General features: G+C 69.6%; 13 protein-coding genes. 9 read left to right on the top strand and 4 right to left on the bottom strand.

Features of this window, described 5'->3' with window-relative positions; all coding sequences use genetic code 11:
- The first annotated feature begins 90 nt into the window (after positions 1-90).
- A complete protein-coding gene (locus ACIBTM_RS38530) occupies positions 91-810 on the top strand; it encodes a TetR/AcrR family transcriptional regulator (RefSeq protein ID WP_395882076.1) in 720 nt (239 codons plus the stop codon).
- Between the two features lies 1 nt (position 811).
- Here ACIBTM_RS38530 and ACIBTM_RS38525 read toward each other — a convergent pair whose 3' ends face one another.
- From ACIBTM_RS38525 to ACIBTM_RS38515, 3 genes are all read right to left on the bottom strand, one after another.
- Positions 812-1,549, bottom strand: coding sequence for an SDR family oxidoreductase (locus tag ACIBTM_RS38525; protein WP_125731332.1), 738 nt, complete (start codon positions 1,547-1,549; stop codon positions 812-814).
- A gap of 89 nt (positions 1,550-1,638) precedes the next feature.
- Positions 1,639-4,485, bottom strand: a complete 2,847-nt coding sequence (gene leuS / locus ACIBTM_RS38520; protein ID WP_395882075.1) for a leucine--tRNA ligase — start codon at positions 4,483-4,485, stop codon at positions 1,639-1,641.
- Between the two features lie 170 nt (positions 4,486-4,655).
- The gene (locus tag ACIBTM_RS38515; protein ID WP_395882074.1) at positions 4,656-5,807 is read right to left on the bottom strand and encodes an esterase-like activity of phytase family protein; all 1,152 of its coding nucleotides are present in this window, start codon (positions 5,805-5,807) and stop codon (positions 4,656-4,658) included.
- Positions 5,808-5,872: 65 nt separating this feature from the next.
- Between ACIBTM_RS38515 and ACIBTM_RS38510 the strand changes: the two genes are divergently transcribed.
- On the top strand, positions 5,873-6,295 hold the full coding sequence (locus ACIBTM_RS38510) for an SdpI family protein (protein WP_395882073.1): 423 nt from the start codon (positions 5,873-5,875) through the stop codon (positions 6,293-6,295).
- On the opposite strand, the gene ACIBTM_RS38505 is transcribed toward ACIBTM_RS38510, so the two are convergent.
- Positions 6,292-6,873, bottom strand: a complete 582-nt coding sequence (locus ACIBTM_RS38505; protein ID WP_007032276.1) for a YqgE/AlgH family protein — start codon at positions 6,871-6,873, stop codon at positions 6,292-6,294. The genes ACIBTM_RS38510 and ACIBTM_RS38505 overlap by 4 nt on opposite strands.
- 209 nt (positions 6,874-7,082) lie before the next feature.
- Here ACIBTM_RS38505 and ACIBTM_RS38500 point away from each other — a divergent pair, with 209 nt between their 5' ends.
- The 7 genes from ACIBTM_RS38500 (at position 7,083) to ACIBTM_RS38470 (ending at position 20,921) form a co-directional block, all read left to right on the top strand.
- The gene (locus ACIBTM_RS38500; RefSeq protein WP_395882072.1) at positions 7,083-8,345 is read left to right on the top strand and encodes an MFS transporter; all 1,263 of its coding nucleotides are present in this window, start codon (positions 7,083-7,085) and stop codon (positions 8,343-8,345) included.
- An 83-nt stretch (positions 8,346-8,428) separates the two neighbouring features.
- Positions 8,429-9,046, top strand: coding sequence for a YbaB/EbfC family nucleoid-associated protein (locus ACIBTM_RS38495; RefSeq protein WP_395882071.1), 618 nt, complete (start codon positions 8,429-8,431; stop codon positions 9,044-9,046).
- Positions 9,046-9,375: a WXG100 family type VII secretion target gene (locus ACIBTM_RS38490; RefSeq protein WP_395882070.1), complete on the top strand. Its 330-nt coding sequence runs from the start codon at positions 9,046-9,048 to the stop codon at positions 9,373-9,375. Before ACIBTM_RS38495 ends, ACIBTM_RS38490 begins: the two co-directional genes overlap by 1 nt.
- Before the next feature lie 10 nt (positions 9,376-9,385).
- A complete protein-coding gene (locus ACIBTM_RS38485) occupies positions 9,386-16,756 on the top strand; it encodes a toxin glutamine deamidase domain-containing protein (protein WP_395882180.1) in 7,371 nt (2,456 codons plus the stop codon).
- The gene (locus ACIBTM_RS38480) at positions 16,753-17,199 is read left to right on the top strand and encodes a hypothetical protein (protein WP_395882069.1); all 447 of its coding nucleotides are present in this window, start codon (positions 16,753-16,755) and stop codon (positions 17,197-17,199) included. The genes ACIBTM_RS38485 and ACIBTM_RS38480 overlap by 4 nt, the downstream gene beginning before the upstream one ends.
- A gap of 5 nt (positions 17,200-17,204) precedes the next feature.
- The gene (locus ACIBTM_RS38475) at positions 17,205-18,674 is read left to right on the top strand and encodes a TNT domain-containing protein (RefSeq protein ID WP_395882068.1); all 1,470 of its coding nucleotides are present in this window, start codon (positions 17,205-17,207) and stop codon (positions 18,672-18,674) included.
- Positions 18,675-20,921 (top strand): ADP-ribosylglycohydrolase family protein, encoded by a 2,247-nt coding sequence (locus ACIBTM_RS38470; protein ID WP_395882067.1) that lies wholly within the window; start codon positions 18,675-18,677, stop codon positions 20,919-20,921.
- The last annotated feature ends 93 nt before the right edge of the window (positions 20,922-21,014 follow it).

Here is a 21,014-nt window from a genome sequence, read left to right as displayed (position 1 = left end):
GGAACGTTACGATTTGCCGCCGCGGAAGCCAGCCCACTCCGGGGTGGTCCATTTGCCGCGAATCCCGTACTGACCACCTAGAATGCGCGGATGACCAACACCGGCCGCAGGGGTCGCGAGCGGGCCGCGACCGATCAGGACATCCGCCGGACGGCGCGGGCGCTCCTGGTCGAGCAGGGGCCGGAGGCCGTGACCCTGCGGGCGATCGCGCGCGAGCTGGGCATCACGGCGCCGGCGTTGTACCGCTACTACGGTTCCCGCGACGATCTGGTCGAGCATCTTCGCGCGGACGTCGTCGCGGATCTGGCGGCCGGGCTCGCCGAGGACATCGCGCAGCTGCCGGACGAGGGTGCGCTGCAGCTTTTCGCCATCTGCAAGGGATTTCGGCGCTGGGCACTCACGCACACCAAGGAGTTCACGCTGGTCTTCGCGTCGCCGGCGGGCGACGACACGTTGAGCAGGCTGGGCGAGCCGTTCGGGCGGATCTTCCTCGCGGCGGCGGGCCGGGTGCTCGCGATGCACGATCTGGTGACGCCGTCGAACGACGTGGTCCCGGCCGAGTTGCGGGACGATCTCACGTCCTTCCAAGAGGAACTACTCGCCGTGCTGAAGGAGTCCGGGGCGACGTTCCCGCTCGAAAAGCTCGACCTCGGCGTGACGTACCTGATGATCCAGTTCTGGGCCCGGCTCTACGGGCACGTCACGCTCGAGGTCTTCGGCAACTATCCGATCCCGTTCTCGAAACCGGACGTCCTCTTCGACGCGATGCTGGCCGATCTCGCGCGCGAGATCGGCCTGTCCACCGACTGAGTCAGGCCGCGTGCCCGCCGTCGACCGACACGGTCGCCGCGGTCACGTACTTGCTTTCCGGCCGTGCCAGGAACGACACGGTGGCGGCGACCTCCGACGGCGAGCCGTAGCGGTCGAACACCGTCAGGCTCCGCTGGTCGGCGGCGTACGGGCCGTCGGCGGGGTTCATGTCGGTGTCGGTCGGGCCGGGGTGGACGATGTTCACGGTGATACCGCGCGGCCCCAGTTCCCTGGCGAGTCCCTTGGTCATGCCGAGCAGCGCGGTCTTGCTCACCGCGTACAGCGACATCCCGGGGCCGGGCACGCGGTCCGAAACGCAGCTGCCGATGGTGATCACGCGTCCGCCGTCGCCGAGGTGCCGGGCCGCGGCCTGGGTGGCCACGTAGACACCACGGACGTTGACCGCGAGCACGCGGTCGATGTCCTCCAGGCTCGTCTGGTCGAGCGGGCCGACGAAGCCGACGCCCCCGTTGTTGACCAGCACGTCGAGCCTGCCGAATTCGGCGACCGCCGTGTCGACCGCGGAGACCACGGCCGCGGCGTCGGCGCTGTCGGCCTGGATCGCCAGCGCCCGGCGGCCGAGCGCCTTGATCCGGTCCACGACACCGGCCGCGAGTTCGGCGTTGTTCTGGTAGGTGAGCGCGACGTCGGCGCCGTCCTCGGCGAGCCGGATCGCCGTGGCGGCACCGATCCCGCGGCTGCCGCCGGTCACCAAAGCCACCTTGCCGTCGAGGGTCATGCGGTGTTCTCCGTTCGATTTCGTTGTCCTTGAACAACTCCATCGAATCGCCTCATGACCCTCGACGCTGGCACGAATCGGCCACGGCGCTACAGCACGATGTTGACCAACCGCCCCGGTACGACGATCACCTTGCGCGGGGTGCCGTCGCCGACCAGCGCGGCGACCTTCTCGTCGGCCAGCGCGGCCGCCTGCACGGCGTCCTTGCCCGCGTCGGCGGGCACGGTGACGCGGGAACGCACCTTGCCGTTGACCTGGATCGGGTACTCCACGGAGTCCTCGACCAGGTATTTCTCGTCGACCACCGGGAACGGGCCGTGCACCAGGGAATCCGCGTGGCCCAGGCGCTTCCACAGCTCCTCGGCCAGGTGCGGGGCCAGCGGCGCCAGCATCAGCACCAGCGGCTCCACCAGTTCCCTCGGCGTCGCCTCGGTGCCGCCGTAGGTCTTGGTGACGTAGTTGTTCAGCTCGATCAGCTTGGCGCCGGCCGTGTTGAACCGCAGCTCCGCGTAGTCCTCGCGGACCCCGGCGATCGCCTTGTGCAGCTGTTTGCGGTCGGCGTCCGTGGCGTCCACTGTGGACACACGCAGCTCGCCCGACTCCTCGTCGACGACCAGGCGCCACAGGCGCTGCAGGAAGCGCTGCGCGCCGACGACGTCCTTGGTCGCCCACGGCCGCGAGACGTCCAGCGGGCCCATCGACATCTCGTAGAAGCGGAAGGTGTCGGCGCCGTAGTCGGCGGCCATCTGGTCAGGCGTCACGACATTCTTCAGGCTCTTGCCCATCTTGCCGTATTCCTGCTTGACCTCTTCTTCGCCGAAGAAGAACTTGCCGTCCCGCTCCACGACCTGGTCGGCCTGGACGTGCACACCGCGGGAATCGGTGTACGCGTACGCCTGCACGTAGCCCTGGTTGAACAGCTTCCGGTACGGCTCCTTGGACGACACGTGGCCCAGGTCGAACAGCACCTTGTGCCAGAACCGCGAGTACAGCAGGTGCAGCACGGCGTGCTCGACACCGCCGACGTACAGGTCCGTGCCGCCGGGGTCGTCGACGCCGTGCTCGGCGGGCCGCGGCCCGACCCAGTACGCCTCGTTCTCCGGCGCGACGAACACGTCCTGGTTGGTCGGGTCCAGGTACCGCAGCTGGTACCAGCAGGAACCCGCCCAGTTCGGCATGGTGTTGATGTCGCGGCGGTAGGTCTTCTTGCCCTGGCCCAGGTCCAGTTCGACCTCGACCCAGTCGGTGGCGCGGGCCAGCGGCGAGGACGGCGTGCTGTCCTTGTCCTCCGGGTCGAACGTCACCGGCGAGTAGTCGGCGACCTCGGGCAGCTCCACCGGCAGCATGCTTTCCGGCAGCGCGTGGACGTGGCCGTCCTCGTCGTAGACCACCGGGAACGGCTCGCCCCAGTAGCGCTGACGCGAGAACAGCCAGTCGCGCAGCTTGTACTGGACGGTGCCGCGGCCGTGCTCGTTCTCCTCCAGCCAGCCGATCATCGTCTTCTTGGCCTCGTCGACGCCCATGCCGTCCAAGAAGCCCGAGTTGATCGCGGGCCCGTCGCCGGTGAACGCCTTGCCGTCGAAGCCGTCCGTCGGCTGGACCGTGCGGATGATCTCCAGGCCGAACTTCTCGGCGAACTCCCAGTCGCGGGTGTCCTGGCCGGGGACGGCCATGATCGCGCCCGTGCCGTAGCCCATCAGGACGTAGTCGGCGACGAAGACCGGGATCTCCTTGCCGTCGGCCGGATTCACCGCGTAGGAGCCGGTGAAGACGCCGGTCTTCTCCTTGTTCTCCTGACGGTCCAATTCGGACTTCCGCGAAGCCGCGGCGCGGTACTCGGCGATCGCTTCGGCCGGGGTGGCGGCGTCGCCGGTCCAGCTCGCGTCGACGCCTTCCGGCCACGTGGCGGCGGTCAGTTCGTCGACCAGCGGGTGCTCGGGCGCGACCACCAGGTACGTGGCGCCGAACAGGGTGTCCGGGCGGGTGGTGAAGACCTCGATCTTCTTGTCGCCGGAATCGAACGACACCCGCGCGCCGTGCGAGCGGCCGATCCAGTTGCGCTGCATGGACTTGACCTTCTCCGGCCAGTCCAGCAGGTCCAGGTCGTCCACCAGGCGATCGGCGTAGGCGGTGATCCGCATCATCCACTGACGCAGATTGCGCCGGAACACCGGGAAGTTGCCGCGTTCACTGCGGCCGTCGGCGGTGACCTCTTCGTTCGACAGCACCGTGCCCAGGCCGGGGCACCAGTTCACCGGCGCCTCGGAGAAGTAGACCAGCCGGTGCGTGTCGATGATCTCCAGCTGCTCGGCGCGGGTCAGCTCGCACCAGTTGCGGCCGTCGGGGGTACGGCGCTTGTCCTGCGCGTACTCGGTCTCCAGCTCGACGATGGGCCGGGCCTTGCCCGCCTTCTCGTCGTAGTACGAGTTGAAGATCTGCAGGAAGATCCACTGGGTCCACTTGTAGTAGTCCGGGTCGATCGTCGAAATCCGGCGACGCTCGTCGTGCCCCAGCCCCAGGCGCCGGATCTGGCGCAGGTAGGTCTCCATGTTCTCTTCGGTCGTCTTGCGCGGGTGCTGCCCGGTCTGCACCGCGTACTGCTCGGCGGGCAGGCCGAAGGCGTCGAAGCCCATCGTGTGCAGCACGTTGCGGCCGATCATGCGGTGATACCGCGCGAAGACGTCGGTCGCGATGAAGCCCAGCGGGTGCCCGACGTGCAGGCCGGAGCCCGACGGGTACGGGAACATGTCCTGGACGAACAGCTTGTCCGACGGGACCTCACCGCTCTCGTCCGCGAGCGGGCCCACCGGGTTCGGTGCGTGGTAGGTGCCGTGGTCGGACCAGTAGTCCTGCCAACGCTGCTCGATCTGGCCCGCCAGCTCCGCGGTATAGCGGTGCTGGGGGGCCGCGTCGGCGCCTTCGCTCGCCTGGTTCATCGCCGAAATCCTCCGTGCTCATCCACGTCAAGCCACTCCAGAAACAACTCGACCCCTCAGCCCGGAGGGCATGAGGGGTCGCCGCGCTGGTCCCGGCCGTTCGGCCGAGTTCAGCGCGGCAGGCTAAGGAGCAGCCGAGCCGTGTTCATGAGTCCAGTTTAACGCCCAGGTCAAAGGCGTTCCGAGGGGACCGCCAGAGCGATGAACTGGGTCACTTGGGTCGCGGAGAAGTTGTTGTCACTGACCAGGACCAGGCTGCGCTCCCCGGTCGGGAGGCGCGGGCCCCAGGTCATGCCCTCGACGTTGTCCACCGTGGACAGTTCGAAGTCCGCGAGGTCCGCGAGCAGGCGCTTCTTGACCGGCTTGACCTTCTTCGCGTCGGCGAGGGAGGGCGTGTTCAGGATGTTCGTGGCGCCCTTGGTGTCGATTTCGTAGATGCGGACCTTGTTGCCGACGCCGGTGACGAACGACCGCTCCATCACCAGGTAGCGCGTCGGATCGGCCTGGTCGACGGCCAGCAGCGACGAGATGCCGGTGGTCGCGAACGCGCCGGGCGGGTTCGGGGACGCGAAGACCTTCTCCTGTGGGTACGCGTACTGCGCGAGGACCGGACCGAACCGCGACTGCACGGTGATCCGCGAAAGGGCACCCGACGTGGTGTTCGCCTCCGGGCCGTCCTGGAGCAGCGGGCCCTCGACCGAGCTGGCGACCAGCGACCCGAAGCCCGCGAAGGTGAGGCCTTCGAGGGCGAGGTTCTGCCGCGGCCCTGCCGTCTCGGCCATCTTCTCGTTGGCGGGAATCGGCAGGTCACGGACGTAGGAGCCGTCGCGCTCCGCCTCGCGGATCGACGGGTCGATCCGCGCCGCGGCCGACCGCTCGCCCTCCTGCGACCAGACGTACCGACCGGTCCAGGGGTCGACGCGCAACTCTTCGGGGTCGATGGTCTGCATGTTCGGCGGCTGCGCGGGGTCGTTCTTCGCGAGCGGCGGGTACGACGTGCCGTCGGGACGCAGGAGCGGCTTGGTGCCGGTGAAGGTCACCGGGCCGAGGCCCTTGGCGTCGAGGGAGAACTTCGCCGTGTAGAACCGCGCCGGGTCGATGGCGGAGCGGTCGTCGCAGATCAGCGCGTACTCGCCGGTGCGGGGGTCGTAGTCGATGCTGGACAGGCCACCGACGACGGTGCCCTCGTAGGGCAGGGCGTTGGGGACGCGCTGTTCCCCGACCAGGCGAAGCGGACGGTGACCCGCTTCGGCGGCCGGTGCGGCCATCAGGGTGAGGGGGAGGGCCCCGATCAGGGCGCTGGCTAAAGCTCGGCGTGACATGGCCTGTAGCACAGTCGATCAGGGTATCCGGCAGGTTGCCGGAACGTCACGCTTATCCTCGTGGAGTGTTCGTCATAGCGCTGGTCCCGATCGTGCTGGGTGTCCTCGTCGGCTGGGGTGGGTTCCTCGGCCTGCGCGAGAAGCTGCCGCGTGACCGCGGCGCCGGCGTGCGCACCGCCGCCACGATGCGCAGTGAGGACGCCTTCCGGCTCGGCAACAAGGTCGCCGGGGTCCCGACGCTGGCCGGTGGTCTGATCGCCGTGCTCGCGGGGATCGCCGCGCTGGTCATGCCGACGACATTCGGGCTGCTGCTCGCCTCGTTCGTGGGCGTGGCCGGGATGGTCGCGCTGGTCGCGGCCGGGGGAGTGCTCGGCAACCGCGCCGCCGCGACGGTGCCGGAGCCCGAACCGGAGCGGCCCGCCGGCTGCAGTGGCTGCGCGTGCGGCACCTGCGGTGTCTTCAAGAAGGCCGACACCGCTACCGCCTAGTTGCGCTGAAGGTCTCCCGGGTGGGTGGCCAGCAGCGCCAGCGGGATGCCCTGACGCCGCAGCACCTGGCCCCACAGGTCGTGGTGCGGCGAGGCGAGGACGTCGCTGGGCAGCGCCGGGACGATCACCCAGTCGTCGCGTTCGATCTCGTTCGCCAGCTGGCCGGAATCCCAGCCCGCGTACCCGGCGAACACCCGCACGCCCCGGACCTTCGGCACCAGGATCTCGGGATCGGTGTCGAGGTCGACCAGCGCGACCGGGCCCCGGACGGCGATCACGCCGGGCACGCTCGACGCCGTCTCGCCGGTCCGCAGCGCGGCCAGGCACAACGCTGTCTTCTTCTCGACCGGGCCGCCGACGAACACCGACTGCGGCTCGGCGACGTGCCCGCCCCAGTTGGGGAGCACGTCGTACACCGGCACGTCACTCGGCCGGTTGAGCACGACGCCGAGCGTTCCCTCGTCCCGGTGATCGATGACGAACACGACGGTTCGCCGGAAGTTGGGATCGAACATCGTGGGGGCGGCGACCAGGAGCGTTCCCGGTTCGACCTCGGCGTCCGCTGGCACGTCCGCCATGATCCCACTTCGAGCGGAGACAAATCGTCCGGCTCTGGGAACAACAGCATCACGAGCACCGTTGGACACAACGGTCGGTGCGCTTTCCGTGTCCCCCGGGCTCACTGAAGAACCGCCTTTGTGGAATACCGTCCGGCTGGAGCCACACTGCGCATAGCCGCCGAGAGGCGACCTCAAAGCGCACCGGCCTTTCTTTGTAGGCTGCTGTCGTGACGACCACCGCCACGGCGCCCACCAGGGCGTTCGTCCGCGACCGTGACTTCCGCCGACTACTGTTCACGCGGTTCTCCGCGCACTGGGGCAACGGCATGTACCAGGCCGGACTGGCCGGAGCCGTCCTCTTCAACCCCGAACGCGCCGCCGACGCGCTCGCCATGGCGGGCGGGTTCGCGGCGTTGCTGCTGCCGTATTCGATCGTCGGCCCGTTCGCGGGCGCGCTGCTCGACCGCTGGGACCGCCGGAAGGTCTTGGTCTTCGCGAGCCTCCTGCGGTCGGCCACCATCCTCGCGACGGCCGTCGCCGTGGGCACGGGCGCGGCCGGGATCGGGCTGTTCTCCCTCGCGCTGGCGTCCGAAGGCATCTCCCGGTTCATCGGCTCGGGTCTGTCCGCGTCACTTCCGCACGTCGTCGAAGAGAAGTCCGTGGTGGCCGCGAACGCCTTCGCCGCCACCTGGGGTTCGGTGCTCGCCGTCGCCGGGGGCGGCTGCGCGATCGGCCTCCGGGCGCTGACCGGCGCGGACGACTCCGGTTCCGCCTGGGTCACCGCCGTCGCCGCGCTGGGCGGGATCGGCGCCGCCGTCCTCGCTTCCGGATTCGCGCGCGGACTGCTCGGGCCTTCGACGGTCGACGAGCCGTCGAACCCGGCCCTCGCCGTCGCCCGCGGCCTGGCCGACGGCGCGAAGGCGGCCTGGCGCACGCCCAGCGTCACGGCCGGGTTCCTCGCGCTGTTCGCTCATCGTGCGTCGTACGGCGTCTCGTTGCTGGTGACCGTCCTGCTGATGCGCAACCACTTCCACGCCGGGATGACGGGGCTGGGCTGGATGGCGGCGCTGGCCGGTGCCGGGATCCTCGTCGCCGGACTGCTGACCGCCCGGCTGATCAGGCTGTTCGGCAGGGTCCGCGTCGTGGTGGGGGCGCTGGTGCTGGCGGCGGTCGCGCAATCCGCGCTCGGCCTGCCGATGACGATCCCCACCGCGTTGCTCGCGGCCTTCCTGGTGACCGGGGCCGGGCAGGTGCTGAAACTCTGCGTCGATTCCTCGGTACAACTCGACGTCGCCGACGAAGCGAGGGGACGGGTCTTCGCGCTCTACGACACGCTCTTCAACATCACCCAGGTCGTCGCGGTCTCGCTGGCCGCGACGGTGATTCCGCCCGACGGCCGCTCGCCGGGGCTGCTCGTCACGGCGACCGTCCTCTACCTGGCGGGAGCCGCCGGTCATCTGCTCGCGGTGCGAAAACGCCAGATCCGGTGATATGGCGCGGGCGTTGGCATTAGGGTGACGCATACCGACACCGGGTGGCGTATGCCCGGGATCCAGCACTAGCGGGGGCTCAAGTGACGACGGCCGGCGACGACAGCGCACGCCTCGAAGCGCGCAATGCCGCCATGAAGGACCAGGTCGACACGCTGCTCGAACAGTTCGAGCGCCAGACGGCCCAGCTCCGGGACGCGCAGGAAGCCGCTTCTCAGACGTCGGCGACGGTGGTCTCGCAGGACGGCCTCGTCCGCGCCACGATCGACGCGACCGGCACCCTCGCCAAACTCGAGATCCAGCCGAACGCCTTCGAGCGCACCAACCCCGCGCAGCTGGCCAACACCGTGCTGACCTTGGTCCGCCAGGGATCGCTGCAGGTCAAGCAGCAGGTGGCCGAGCTGATGGCACCGATCACCGAGGGGCTGCCGGACCTCTCCGACCTCATCGAAGGCGCGCCCTCGCTACAGGGGCTGATGCCGGCGATCCCAGACTTCCTCGCGGCCGAAGAGGAAGAGGCGCCGGCGAAGTCCGACGAAGACTTCGACGCCCCGCTGATGATCAAGGACGACACCCCGCCGCCTCCGCCGCCCCCCGCTCCGCCCGCGCCACCGACGCCGAAACCGGTGCCGAAACGGGTGCGTCAGCAGGACGACGATGAGGAAGAGCCGCCTTCGAGCTGGCTGACCAGGGGGGTCTGATGCCGAACGGTGGGGGCGGAGCCGGATTCACCGCGGATCCGGATGCGGTGAAGACGGCCGCGGCCAAATTGGGGATCGCCGCGGACCAGCTGGACGAGGCGGGCAAGGAACTACTGGCCGCGATGAACTCGCTCGGCCAGTGCTGGGGCAACGACGACGCGGGCAAGGAGTTCGCGAAGGACTACGAGCCGGGCGCGCAGGGATCGTCCGAGGGGTTCGCGAACATCGTCGAGGCGCTGCGGGGCATGCAGCACAACGTCGAACGGTCGATGACCGCGTTCACGAACGCCGAGGAAGAGATCAAGTCGACGCTGGACAAGAAGGTCTAGCGCCGTGGGTATGGAGATGCCCGACGCGGTCAAGTGGCTCTTGCCGATCGTCGTCGGGGAAAGCTGGCCCGAAGGCGACGAAGACAAGCTCCGCGAACTGCGCGACGCCTGGCACAACGCGTCGAAGGCGATCCAGCCGATCGCCGACACCGCGACCAAGGGCGCCACCGAGGTCCTCGGCGGCTGGAGCGGTCAGGGCGCGGAGAAGTTCGCCGAGGCCTGGAAGAAGTTCGTCGAGGGCGACGAGGCGTACTTCAAGTCGCTCGCCGATTCTTCGAAGGCGCTCGGTGACTCGTGCAACGCGACCGCGCTGGACGTCGAATACACGAAGTACATGATCATCATCTCGCTGGTGATCCTGGCCGCCCAGATCGTCGCGATGATCGCGGCCGCGGCGGTGACGTTCGGCGGTTCGACGGCCGGGATCGCGCCGGCGCAGATCGCCACCCGCATGACCGTCCAGATGATCTTCCGCCAGCTGATGCAGAAGCTCGCGCAGGAAGGCTTCAAGAAGGTCGCGAAGGAACTCCTTGAGAAGCTGCTCAAGGAGGGCCTGAAGAAGATCGGCAAGGAGGTCCTGCAGAACACGGCGATGAACCTCGCCATGGACGCGGGGATCCAGGGCCTGCAGATGGCCAAGGGCGACCGCGACAGCTGGGACTTCAGCAAGACCAAGGATTCCGCGATCAGCGGCGCCGTCGACGGCGTGGTCGGCGCGGGCAGCAGCAGTATCGGCAAGGGCGCCACCAAGGGACTTTCCGACAGCGTCGGCGGCCAGATCGTCGACAGCGCGGCGCGAGGTGCCGTCCGCGGCGCGGCCGAAGGGGTCGCCAGCACGGTCGGCCAGGCCGCCGTCACCGGTGACCTGGACAAGCTTTCGGCCAAGGACGTCCTGATGGGCGCGTCCGGCGGGGCGGTCGGCGGCGGTGTCGACGGGGCCAAGAGCCAGATCGGCGACATCAAGGCCGCGAACACACCCGGCCCCTCGGCGGGCGACGGTCCTTCGGCGCCGGATGTGGATTCCGGGGATTCCGGGACGCCTTCGCGCACGCCGGGTTCTTCGGACCCGGGTTCGTCTTCTGACTCGGGTTCTTCGCGGTCGGACTCTGGTTCTTCGTCGGACTCCGGTTCTTCGTCGGACTCCGGTTCTTCGTCGGACTCCGGCTCTTCGTCGGACTCCGGCTCTTCGTCGGACTCCGGTTCTTCGTCGGACTCGAGCTCTTCCAGGTCGGACTCTTCGTCGGATTCCGGTTCTTCTTCGGATTCCTCTTCGCGGCCGGACTCTTCTTCGGACCCGGCACCACGGTCCACTTCGGACGGTGAGTCTTCGGCACGGAGTACGTCCGGGTCCGCTGACCCGCAACCCCAGCGGGCGGCCGACGGCGACCGGGTCAGCCAGTCCTCGACGCAGGCTCCGGAACGTCCGGCGGACGCCCCGGCGAACACCGGCGACGGTCAGCGTGCGGCACAGACCCACCAGAACGCACCGGCGGCCGCCGCGGACAACGGATCCGGTCAGCAGCAACAACAGCAGGCCGCGGCGGGGAATCAGCAGCAGGCACCCGCCGCCCAGCAGCAGGCACCGGCGGCGAGCCCGGCCCAGACACCTGCGGCGAGCCCGGCGCCCAGCCCTTCGCAGGGACCGGCATCCGGCCCGGCCCCGTCGCACAGTCCTTCGCAGGGACCGGCGTCCGGTCCTTCGCAGTCCAGCGCGATGCCGCCCGCCGCTTCCTCCGGTGCCCCCGCCTCGACGGGCGCGCCGTCGAGTTCGGGCGGCTACGGCATGGCGTCGAACCCGGGTTCGGGCTCGTCCGCCCCGTCGGGTGGTTACGGCATGGCGCCCGGCGGCAACCCGCCGGGCAATGGGCCCACGCCAGGCGGGTTCCCGTCCGGCGGACACGATCCGTCCCGGCCCGCCCGGCCGAACGACGGCGTCCAGGCCGCAGGCCTCGCCAGCAACGGCGGACCGCAGCAGCCGCGGTTCGACCAGCCGCCCGCGCCGATGCCCTTCCAGGGCCAGCAGCCGATGCAGCCGCCGCCTCCGGGTGGTTTCGCGCCTTCTCCGGGTGGTGGTGGCGGCGGACCGATGCCGCATCGAGGACAGCAGGGGCAGCCCGGCCCGATGGGCCCGCGGCCGACCGGGCCGCAGCCTCCGCCGCCGCACCCTGGCCAGGGCGGACATCCGCAGGACCACGGGCCTCGGCAGCGTCCTCAGCAACCGCCGCAGCCGCCGGGTCCGCAGGGTCCGCCGCGGCCGCCCCAGGGTTATCAGGGCAGGCCGGGACCTGGCCAGCACGGCGGGGTTCCGCCGCGCCCGCAGACACCTCCGCCCGGTCCGCCTCCGGGCAACCGCGGTCCGGCGGGCTACCCGCCGCCTCCGCCGCGGCCCCAGCATCCGGGCAACGGCCCGTTCCCCGGCAACCGCGGCCCGATGCCGCCGCCTCCGCCCGGTCACCACCCCGGTCCGCCGGGGCGTCCGGGACAGCAGCCCGGACGGCCGATGCCGCCCGGTGCCGAGCCGCCGCGGTTCGGTGGTCCGCAACGTCCGCCGCAGGTCCCGGCCCCGCGCCCCGGCCACCCCGGCCAAGATGGGAACACGGGCCCCCAGCAGCCACAGCGTCCGCAGCAGCAGCCACCGGTGCGGCCGGTGGAGCACGCGCCGCAGCAGGTGCCCCAGGACCACGGCGGGAACCCGCCCAAGGACACCGAGCTCCCGAAGGACACCCAGGCTCCCAAGGACACCGAGCTCCCCAAGGACACGGAAGTCCCCAAGGACACCGAGACGCCGAAGGACGTCGAGAGCCCCAAGGACACCGACGCTCCTCACGACACCGAGGCGCCCCAGGACGTCACGCCCGACGACAAGACCACTGTCGACGAGCCGTACCTGACCGACCCGGACTTCCACACGGACGATCCCGCCGCCTACCGCGCGCTCGCCGAGACGCAGATCGACAAACGCGGTTTCGACAAGGACACCGGGGAAGCGCGGAGCGAACAGGTCCGCCGCGAAGGTCTCGCCAAACGCGACGCCCACGAAGACCCGCGCGTCAAGGAAATGTCGGATCAGGGCGCCTACGCGGTGCACAGCTACACGCGGACCGACATGGCCGAGCGGATCACGCACGCCCAGCGTCACGGTGGCGCGGAGCTGGACGCGCTCCGGCCGCATATCGAGGCGATCACCTCCGGTCTCAACGAGATGCCCGCCTACGAGGGTCTCGTCTCGCGGCGGGTGAACTTCAACGGCAACGAGAGCGCGATCCGGGCCTTCCTCGATGCGCACGCCAAGGGCCAGGTCATGGTCGACCCGCAGATGCTGAGCACGTCGCGGGTCACGCCCGACCATCCGCGCAGCACGTTCCCCGGCGAAGTCGAGATGCGCATCCAGTCGAAGACCGGACGCCATATCGAAGACCTAGCGTCCAAAAAGGACGAACGCGAAGTGCTGATGAAGTCGGCGACGCAGCTGCGCGTCACCGACGTCAAGCCGGGCCCGGGGCATCCCGAACACCCGGACTACAAGGAGCGGCTGGACGACGGCTCGCCGAACAACCTGCCGAAGTGGATCATCGAATGCGAAGAGGTCGTCGCCGGTGACGACGGCCACCTGAGCCCGGACGAGGTCCACCAGAAGGTCGCCGAGCGGCGCGACTACAACAACGCCGTGCAGGAGCGGCTGGCGCAGGAAGCCGCCGACCAGGAAGCCCAGCTGCGCCGCGATCACCCGGAACTCTTCGAGTCCAAGGGCTTCGACGCGTTCGAAACCAAGCTGGCCGACGGCAAGGGTGGCTGGGTCGACGCCACGGACGTCCCGGTCCGGGAGACCCCGAAGCCGCCGAGGGAGCACGCGCCCGACGGCGGCTGGTCCGAGCTGGCGAAACCGCTCGAAGAGGGCGGGACGCCGGTCATCCACGCCGGTTCCACCGAGACGCCGCATCAGCAGGTCCGGCTGGTCATGGACGAGATCCCCGCGATCGGCGAGGCCAACACCCGCAACTACTACGCGCCCGAGTCGTGGAAGGACGGCTACCAGACGAACTCGGCCGAGGCGCTGGTCGCGTTCGAAGACCGGATGAACGGTGGCGATTCCGTCGCCGGGCCGTCGACCGGCGGTTCGCCGTTGCAGCACGTCAGCGACCGGCTCGGCGGGCAGTGGTCGGATCGCGGCGGTTTCGCCGACGTCGCCCGTGAGCTGGGCGAACGTCCGGTCGGCGCGCGGACCGCGGTGGCGTTCGAGCATCACGCCGCGGCCGATCCGAACGCGCCGGAAGGCTCGCCGCGGTCCAAGGACCGGATCGAGACGCGCATCGTCGCCGCGGTGAACACGCCGCACGGCGTCGTCTTCGCCGACCCGATGACCGGGCGGCTCGCGACGCTGCCCGACGATCCGACGTCGATCAAGGCGATGCCGATGGGCGGCGGCGACGCTCCGCACGTCCACACGCCGGAAGCACCCGAAGCACCGAAGGCACCTGAGACGGCGCACACCGAGCCGCACACGGACAAGACGCACGAGGCCGAAACCCCCGTCCAGGACCAGGCGCCCAAGACCGAACTCGACATCGCCGAGCGGCTCAAGGGCCCGGAAGAAACGCCGGCCCGACTCGACGAGAGCTACCTCGACGACGACGGGTTCCGTGGCACGCCTGAGGATCACAAGAGCCTCCGGGACCGCTACGACAACGCCGACCTCGCCGAGCAGGCCCGCGAAAAGGCGCTGAAGCGTCTCGAAGCCAGCCCGCTGAAGGATCGCGTCTCGCCCGAAGCCGCCGAAGCGATCTACTCGTACTCGCGCGAACACGCCTACGCGATCAACGAAGCGAACCGGCGCGGCGAGGCGCACCCCGACTTCGAAAACGCCCAGCGCAGCACCCGGGCGATCGTCGGCGCGCTCAGCGAGCTGCCGAACTTCCACGGCGAGGCCATCCGCGGTATCGACACCAAGGGCGACATGCAAGCCGCCGCGATCATGGCGGCGCACTACGAGCCCGGTCAGACCGTCGTCGAGCCGACGATGACCAGTTCCACCATCAAGACGTCGCCGGACACGAAGTCGAAGTTCGGCCAGGACGTCGAGATCCACATCGTCTCGAAGACGGGCAAGGACGTCTCTTCGCTCGCGGAGAATCCGGGCGAGAACGAGGCCATCAACAAGCCGAAGACTCAGCTTTACGTGCACAGCAAGGAGTTCAAGACTCCGCCGCTGGTCGACCGGCCGAAGTGGGTCATCCACGCCGAAGAGGTCACTCCCGGCGACCCGCGCTACCTCGACCCCGAGACCGCCAAGCAGAAGATGGACGAGCGGCGGGCCCGGCACGCCGCGGAGGCACCGGAACTCGCCCGTCTCGCCCAGGCGCGGTCGATGGCGCGCCTCGGCGGTTTCGACGAGCCGCAGACCCCGCACCTCACCGCCGAGAACCCGGCGGAGCACACGGTCGCGGACGCCGACAAGGGACCCGAGTACGGCGAGGAGCCCGCTCAGGACCACTCCGCCACCGACGACACGGCCGAACTGCCGGTCCCGGAACGCGACTACTCGTCGATGGCGGTCGCGACCAACCCGCCGAGCGAACCGGCGATCCACGCCGGTTCGGCGAGCCCCGCGCAGCAGGCCGCGTACATCGCGGACCGGCACCCGCGGCTCGGCGAGGTCAACCCGCATTTCAACGACCCCGACGCGCTGGCGAACGGCTACCGCTCCAACTGCACCCGCACGCCGGGCGCGTACATGGACCGGCTGAACGGCATCGACTCGACCGCCGATCCGCTGCTCGTCCACGAGATGGACAGCCGCGGCACGCTGGAGCACGTCGAAGAGCGGTTCGGCGGGCAGTTCTCCGACCGCGCCGACTACGACACCGTGATCCGCGAGATGCGCGGCATGCCGACCGATCACCACGCGGTCGTCGCGGTGAAGTACCTCGACGAGAACGGCGTCGAGCGCGGCCACGTCGCGATGGTGGCGAACACGCGTGACGGCGTCGCGTTCCTCGACCCGCAGTCGGGCGCGCTGATGAACCTGCCGCATCCGCCGCTGGGCATGAAGCTGATGCACGTCGGTGTCCCGGAGGGCCCGGCCGCGCAGCACGCCGACGGGCACACCACGCGGACGGAGACCTCGTCGACGCGGCCTGTCGATCCGCGGATCGCGTTCGCGCGGCCGGATCAGCCGGCGGTGGACCCGCGGATCGCGTTCGCCAGGGAAGACGCGCCCGAAGTGCAGCCGTCGCGGATCGGGCCGGACGGCCGTCCGATCGTGACGCCGCCGCGCGACGCGGGCTACGGCATAGCACCCGACGAGCCGTCGCACGGGGACCGGGCCGACGCCGAACGGTTCCTGAACGATCCCGAGGTCGCGGCCGCGGTGGACGGACTCGACCCGGACAAGAAGCGGGCCGTCCACGAGGACGAAAACGGGGTCAAGCACGACGTCGGGCCGATGCGGGACTTCATCCGCGAGCAGCTGCCCGCGCATCCGGAACTCGTCCGGCTGATGGAGCACCCGGACAACGCGTACCTGCGCGCTTCGCTGCTGAACAACCCGATGACCATCGGCAGCCTGCTGTTGCACCCCGAGGCCATCCCGATCCTCGAAGACGCCCTGCGTGACGTCGAGGAACGCGGCCACCAGATGATCGACGACGTCCACCAGGACGGTCCTGGAGACACCCCGCTGACGCAGGAGCAGCGGGACCTCGCGAACGCGGCGGCGGAGATCGCCGCCGACGTGGAACCGGGCGATCAGTATCACGCCGGCTTCGATCGCGCGGACAAGGGCGACACCGCGAAGATCCAGGAATTCCTGGACGCCGAGCGGGAGGCCTGGCCGCGGAATCAGGGCGATCTCAACCGGATCGCCGAGCGGATCGCGGCGGACAACAACGGCGACGCTTCCGGCCGTCCCGGCCCGAAGGATGACGACCGCGCGAAGGCGAAGATCGCGGGCTACGACGGCGACGCGTCGAAACTCACCGACCTGGTGGGCGTGAAGATCCAGTTCGACACGCTGGCCGACGTCTACAACGCGCTGAACGCGGTGATGGCCGATCCGGATCTCCGGATCGTCAGCTTCGACGACCGGTTCGCGAATCCGCAGGACAGCGGGTACCGCGATCTGCAAATGAACGTCCGGCTGCCGAACGGACATGTCGCCGAACTGCGGCTGCACCTGAGGCATATCGACACCGTCTCGGCCTACGAACACGCCTTGTACGAGGTCCGCCGCGACTTCCCGACGTACAACCGGACACTGGACGAGGACAACAAGAAGCGGTTGTCCCCGGAGCAGGCCCTGCTGGAAGCGGCGCTGATGGACCGGGTCCGGGAGAAGTTCATGGCCGGTCTCCGCAAGGGCCTGCCGCCGGAGGAGAACACGTGATCCAGACACCGTCCTTCTACACCTACTTCGGGAAGACCTACCGCGTCGAGTCGACTCCCGACGGCGGCCTGACGGGTTACCTCCTCAACCTGAGCTCCGGCGAGTTCGACGAAAAGCCGGAGCACGTCCGCGAGGTCCTGCGGGCGATGGCGAGTTCGGACATCAGCAAGGTGCCCGAGGAGAAGTTCGTCCAGGAGACCGAACGCGCCCGTGCCTACGAGCTCAAGGGCGACGGTCCGATCTTCGCGCTGTACGAGACCATCGACGGCCTCTACCAGCAGGCAAAGCGCGAGAACCGCCGCGTGGAACCGCAGGAATCGGCGTTGATCCGGTCGCTGCGCGCGCGCACCTTCAAGATGTGGGAGGACGAGCTGGCCCGCCGCGCCGCCGGTGAGCCGCCATCGTTCCGGGCGGAGCCGCGTTTCCCGAACCGGGCGCGATGATTCACGTGGAACAACTCACTCCGGAACAACAGCGCGGGCTGCTGGTCCAGATCGGCAGGCTCATCCTGGCGGGTATCACCGACCCCGCCCACGCCGCTGTCGCCGATTTCCGGCGGGCGGGGGAGCACACCGAACTCGAGGGCCACAATCTCACGCCCGCGCCCGAGCTGAACGATCTCTTCGGCAGGCTCCGCGCCGGGATGTACGCGACCGGCCGGGGAACCTGGCTCCAATCCCGGTTCACGCTGAAACCCGACGGCACCTTCGACTTCGACTTCACCCTCGACGACGAGCCGGCGTGGACCGAGGCACCGCCGTCTTCGGCGTACCCGGACGAGCTGGCCGCGTTCCCGCGAGAAGACGAGCACGTCCCGGACTGGTGGCGGCTGCGCGCGCAGCTGCCGTTGCGGGTCGAGTTCCGGCACGCCCGGATCGTCGACGCGTACACCGAGGGCGAGCCGCCGGTGGTGGAAAGACCCGAACTCGACGAGTCCGAAGCGCCGCTGGTCGCGCAGTACCTCGAACGTGAACCGGCGATCCTGTCCGGCAGCGGCCTCGGCAAGGACATCTTCGATCCGGAGGCCGACGGCGACGTCCCGGAGAGCTACCACACCGACGGCACCTGGATCTGGCACGCGTCCGTACCGCACTACCTGCGGAAATACGGGATCCCGCCGGAGCCGGAGCTGGTCGAGCACATCCGCGGCCAGCGATTCCAGCCGCCGTACGTCGAGCATCTGGTGCGGCGGACCGCGGAAGCGGATCTGCTCGGCAAGCCGCGGCCGAGACCGGGCCGCTCCGACGTCAAGAGGACCGAGGGCGACATCGCCGCGGAGCTGGAGACGTCGCCGAATCCGGCGCTGACCGACGAAGAACTCCTGGTCGTGCTGGTCAGCAGGCTCGGCGAGCACGCCGTCTGGCCGGAGGCGTACCGCATCGGCGACCGCGCGGACGGCGCCTGGTGCCTCAACTTCACCGAGAAGGGCTGGGAGGTCGCGGCCTACTCGGGCGGCGCCGCGGTCTCTCCGAAGTATTTCGACAAACTCGAAGACGCGTCGCATCAGCTCCTCGGCGCGGTTCTGCTGCATCCGGCGAGGATGACCGCCGGACACGAGACGCCACTGGAGACGGCGAAGGAACTCGCCGACTGGCCGGTGCACGCGGCACCGGGTGAGCCTCCCCTCACCTTGCTCCGCAACAAGCGCGTCAGCCGGATGGTCGCCGGTACGGTCGTACTGCGGTTCGGCGAGGAAACCGGCAATCTGGTTCACCACGGAGGGGTACGGTTCGCCACGACGTCCCTGCCGCTGGAACGGGAGCGTGTCGGTGGGACCTACCGGCTGCGACGCCCGCTCCACGTGATCATCGGTGTCACCGTCCCTTGGGCGAACATGCCTGGTGGGGCGGTGGCCTACGTGCTCCCGAGGACCATCGCCGAGCACGTGTCCGACGGCAGCCTGGAGAGGATCGAGTAGGTGGAATCGGCGGAAGCGGTAGCCAAGGTCGAAGAGTGGCTGCGCGCGGTCCACGGTCCGGACGTGTCCGAACCGGGCGGCGCCGGCCTGCGCGTGAACCACGAGAAGGTCCTGCGGATCCCCGAGGGCTGGTCGGTCCCCTACAACACGATCGCCTTCCTCGACGAGGGTCATGCCGAGAAGGAGATCTTCCCGCCGCCGTCGGTGATCGTGCGCGAGCCCGACGGCGAGCTGCGCCAGGCGCATCCGCAGCCCGGCGGGCTCAGCGTCCCGGTCGCGTTCCCCGGCCAGGAGGCCTGGCGCGAGGTCGTCGACCCCGAGTACGCCAAGTCCGGTCTCGGTGACCTCGGCGTCCCGCCGGCGGTCGTCGCGGGCTGGGTCAAGGTCAACGCGGAGGGCGTGCAGACCGGGGAGGAACGGGAGAATCCCGAGTACAAGGCCGGCCCGGTCCGCCGCGGCTACCCGAAGCCCGAGAACAAGCTCGAAACGCTGCTGTCGTTCGCCAGTGTCGGCTGGCTGACCAGGGAACAGCTGCTCATCGGGCTGCTGCGCTGCGAGGTCTACGTCCCGCTCGACCTGGCCTCCGGCAAAACGGAGCGGTTCTACTTCAACGAGGAACGCGCCGAGCTGCGGGTGTTCAGCTCGACCAGGAACCTCCCGTCCCGCGAACACGGGTATTGGAAGGTCGACATCGCCACCCTGGCCGGTTACGAGAGCCCGCCGAACCTCGTGATCAACGGCGGTCCCGCGACGTTCGAGGACGTCAGCGGCGCCGAGCTCGCCGAGACCGCGCAGCGGTTCCCCCGCCGGGGCGCGGGGGTCGACGTCAACGAACGCTGCCCGGAAGCGGAACCCGAACTGGTGACCTTCGCCGCCGAAACCGCCGCGAAGATGGGCCTGTCCGAGCCGGTGAAGCCGCCACTGGCGGCGGCCGAGCGGGCACGTCGCCGCGGGTTCGAGCTGAGCGCCGAGGAATGCCAGAAGACCATCCTCGGCCAGTCATGGCTGGCCCGGCTCAAGCAGCCGGAACCACCCCGCGGCCGTCCGAACGACCTGCGGGCGAACGGGCTGGCGCCGGGCTACGACAACGAGGGCCAGATCCAGCCGCGTCTGGACACCTTCGGCAAGTACTTCGAACGAGACCGCTCCAGCTCGCGTTACGGCTGGCAGCGCGTCACGGGCGCGTACGTGGGCTTCGCGCTCGGCGAGGCGCTCGGGGCGGCCGTCGACCGGATGCGGCTCGACGAGATCCACAACACCTACGGCCCCGAGGGCATCTCCGACCTGACGGTCGCCTTCGACCTGCCCGGTCGCGTCGGGCCGCTCACCCAGCGGCTGTTGTTCTACACCGAGGCCGTGATCCGCAGCCCGCATCGCGAGCAGCCCGAGAACCGTGACGCCGAAAAGGCGCTCGGGACGGTCGCCCGCAACTCGCTGATGCGCTGGCTGCACACCCAGGGCGCGCCGCTGGACAACGCCGACGGCTGGCTCGTGAAGGTGCCGGAACTCCGCGTCCGCCGCACCCCTGACGACGCCGAGCTGAACGCCTACCACGCGCTGGCGACGATCTCGCCGACGGCGATGCCGATGAGCGGCCCGGACGCGCTGGTCGCGGCGCTGCCGGCGGCGATGACCGCGGCCGGGCCGGGGAGCGCGATGAGCGGCGGCGTCCGGCAGGCGGTGCGGGACCTCGTCGCGGTCACGCATCCGGGTGAGGTCGACGTCGAAGCGGCGACCTACCTGACCTGGCTGTTCGAACCCGCGCTGACCTCGGAGGCGTTCAGCTACCCGATCTGGAACACCTCCCGCGAGATCTTCAGCGACCAGAACCCGCACCAGCGGGGACCGGTCTGGGCGGATCTCAAGGCGATGGTCGCGGAATCGGTGCCGTTCTTCGGCAAGCACGGCCTGCCCGATCTGCGGGTCCCGGAGCTGATCGGCGACGGCAAGAGCACGCTTTCCGTACTGGGCCGCGCGTTCGCGGCGCTGTCCGGCTTCGAGAACTACCCGGAGCAGGCGCTGCTGCGGGCGGTCAACCACTCGGGCCGCAGCGCGATCACCGGCGCCATCGCCGGTGCGCTGCTCGGCGCCCGCACCGGGATCCCGGGGCTGCCGCAGAAGTGGGTCGAGCAACTGGAACTGCGGTATCTGCTGGAGAACATCGCCACGGACGCGTTCTGGCACTTCGACCGCCATTCGGCGCTGCACGAGGTCGACGGCTGGTCCCAGCGGTACCCCCGCTGGTGAAGGATTCTGGAGCTGGGGGCGGAGCTGAGATGGAAGCCGAAAATGACCGAGGGTGTGAACCCGCCCGGCCGAAGGCCCCGCTATCGCGGTGGC

It is taken from the genome of Amycolatopsis sp. NPDC049868 (assembly GCF_044461365.1).
Taxonomy (GTDB): domain Bacteria; phylum Actinomycetota; class Actinomycetes; order Mycobacteriales; family Pseudonocardiaceae; genus Amycolatopsis.
This window is presented reverse-complemented; position numbering and strand designations above follow the sequence as displayed.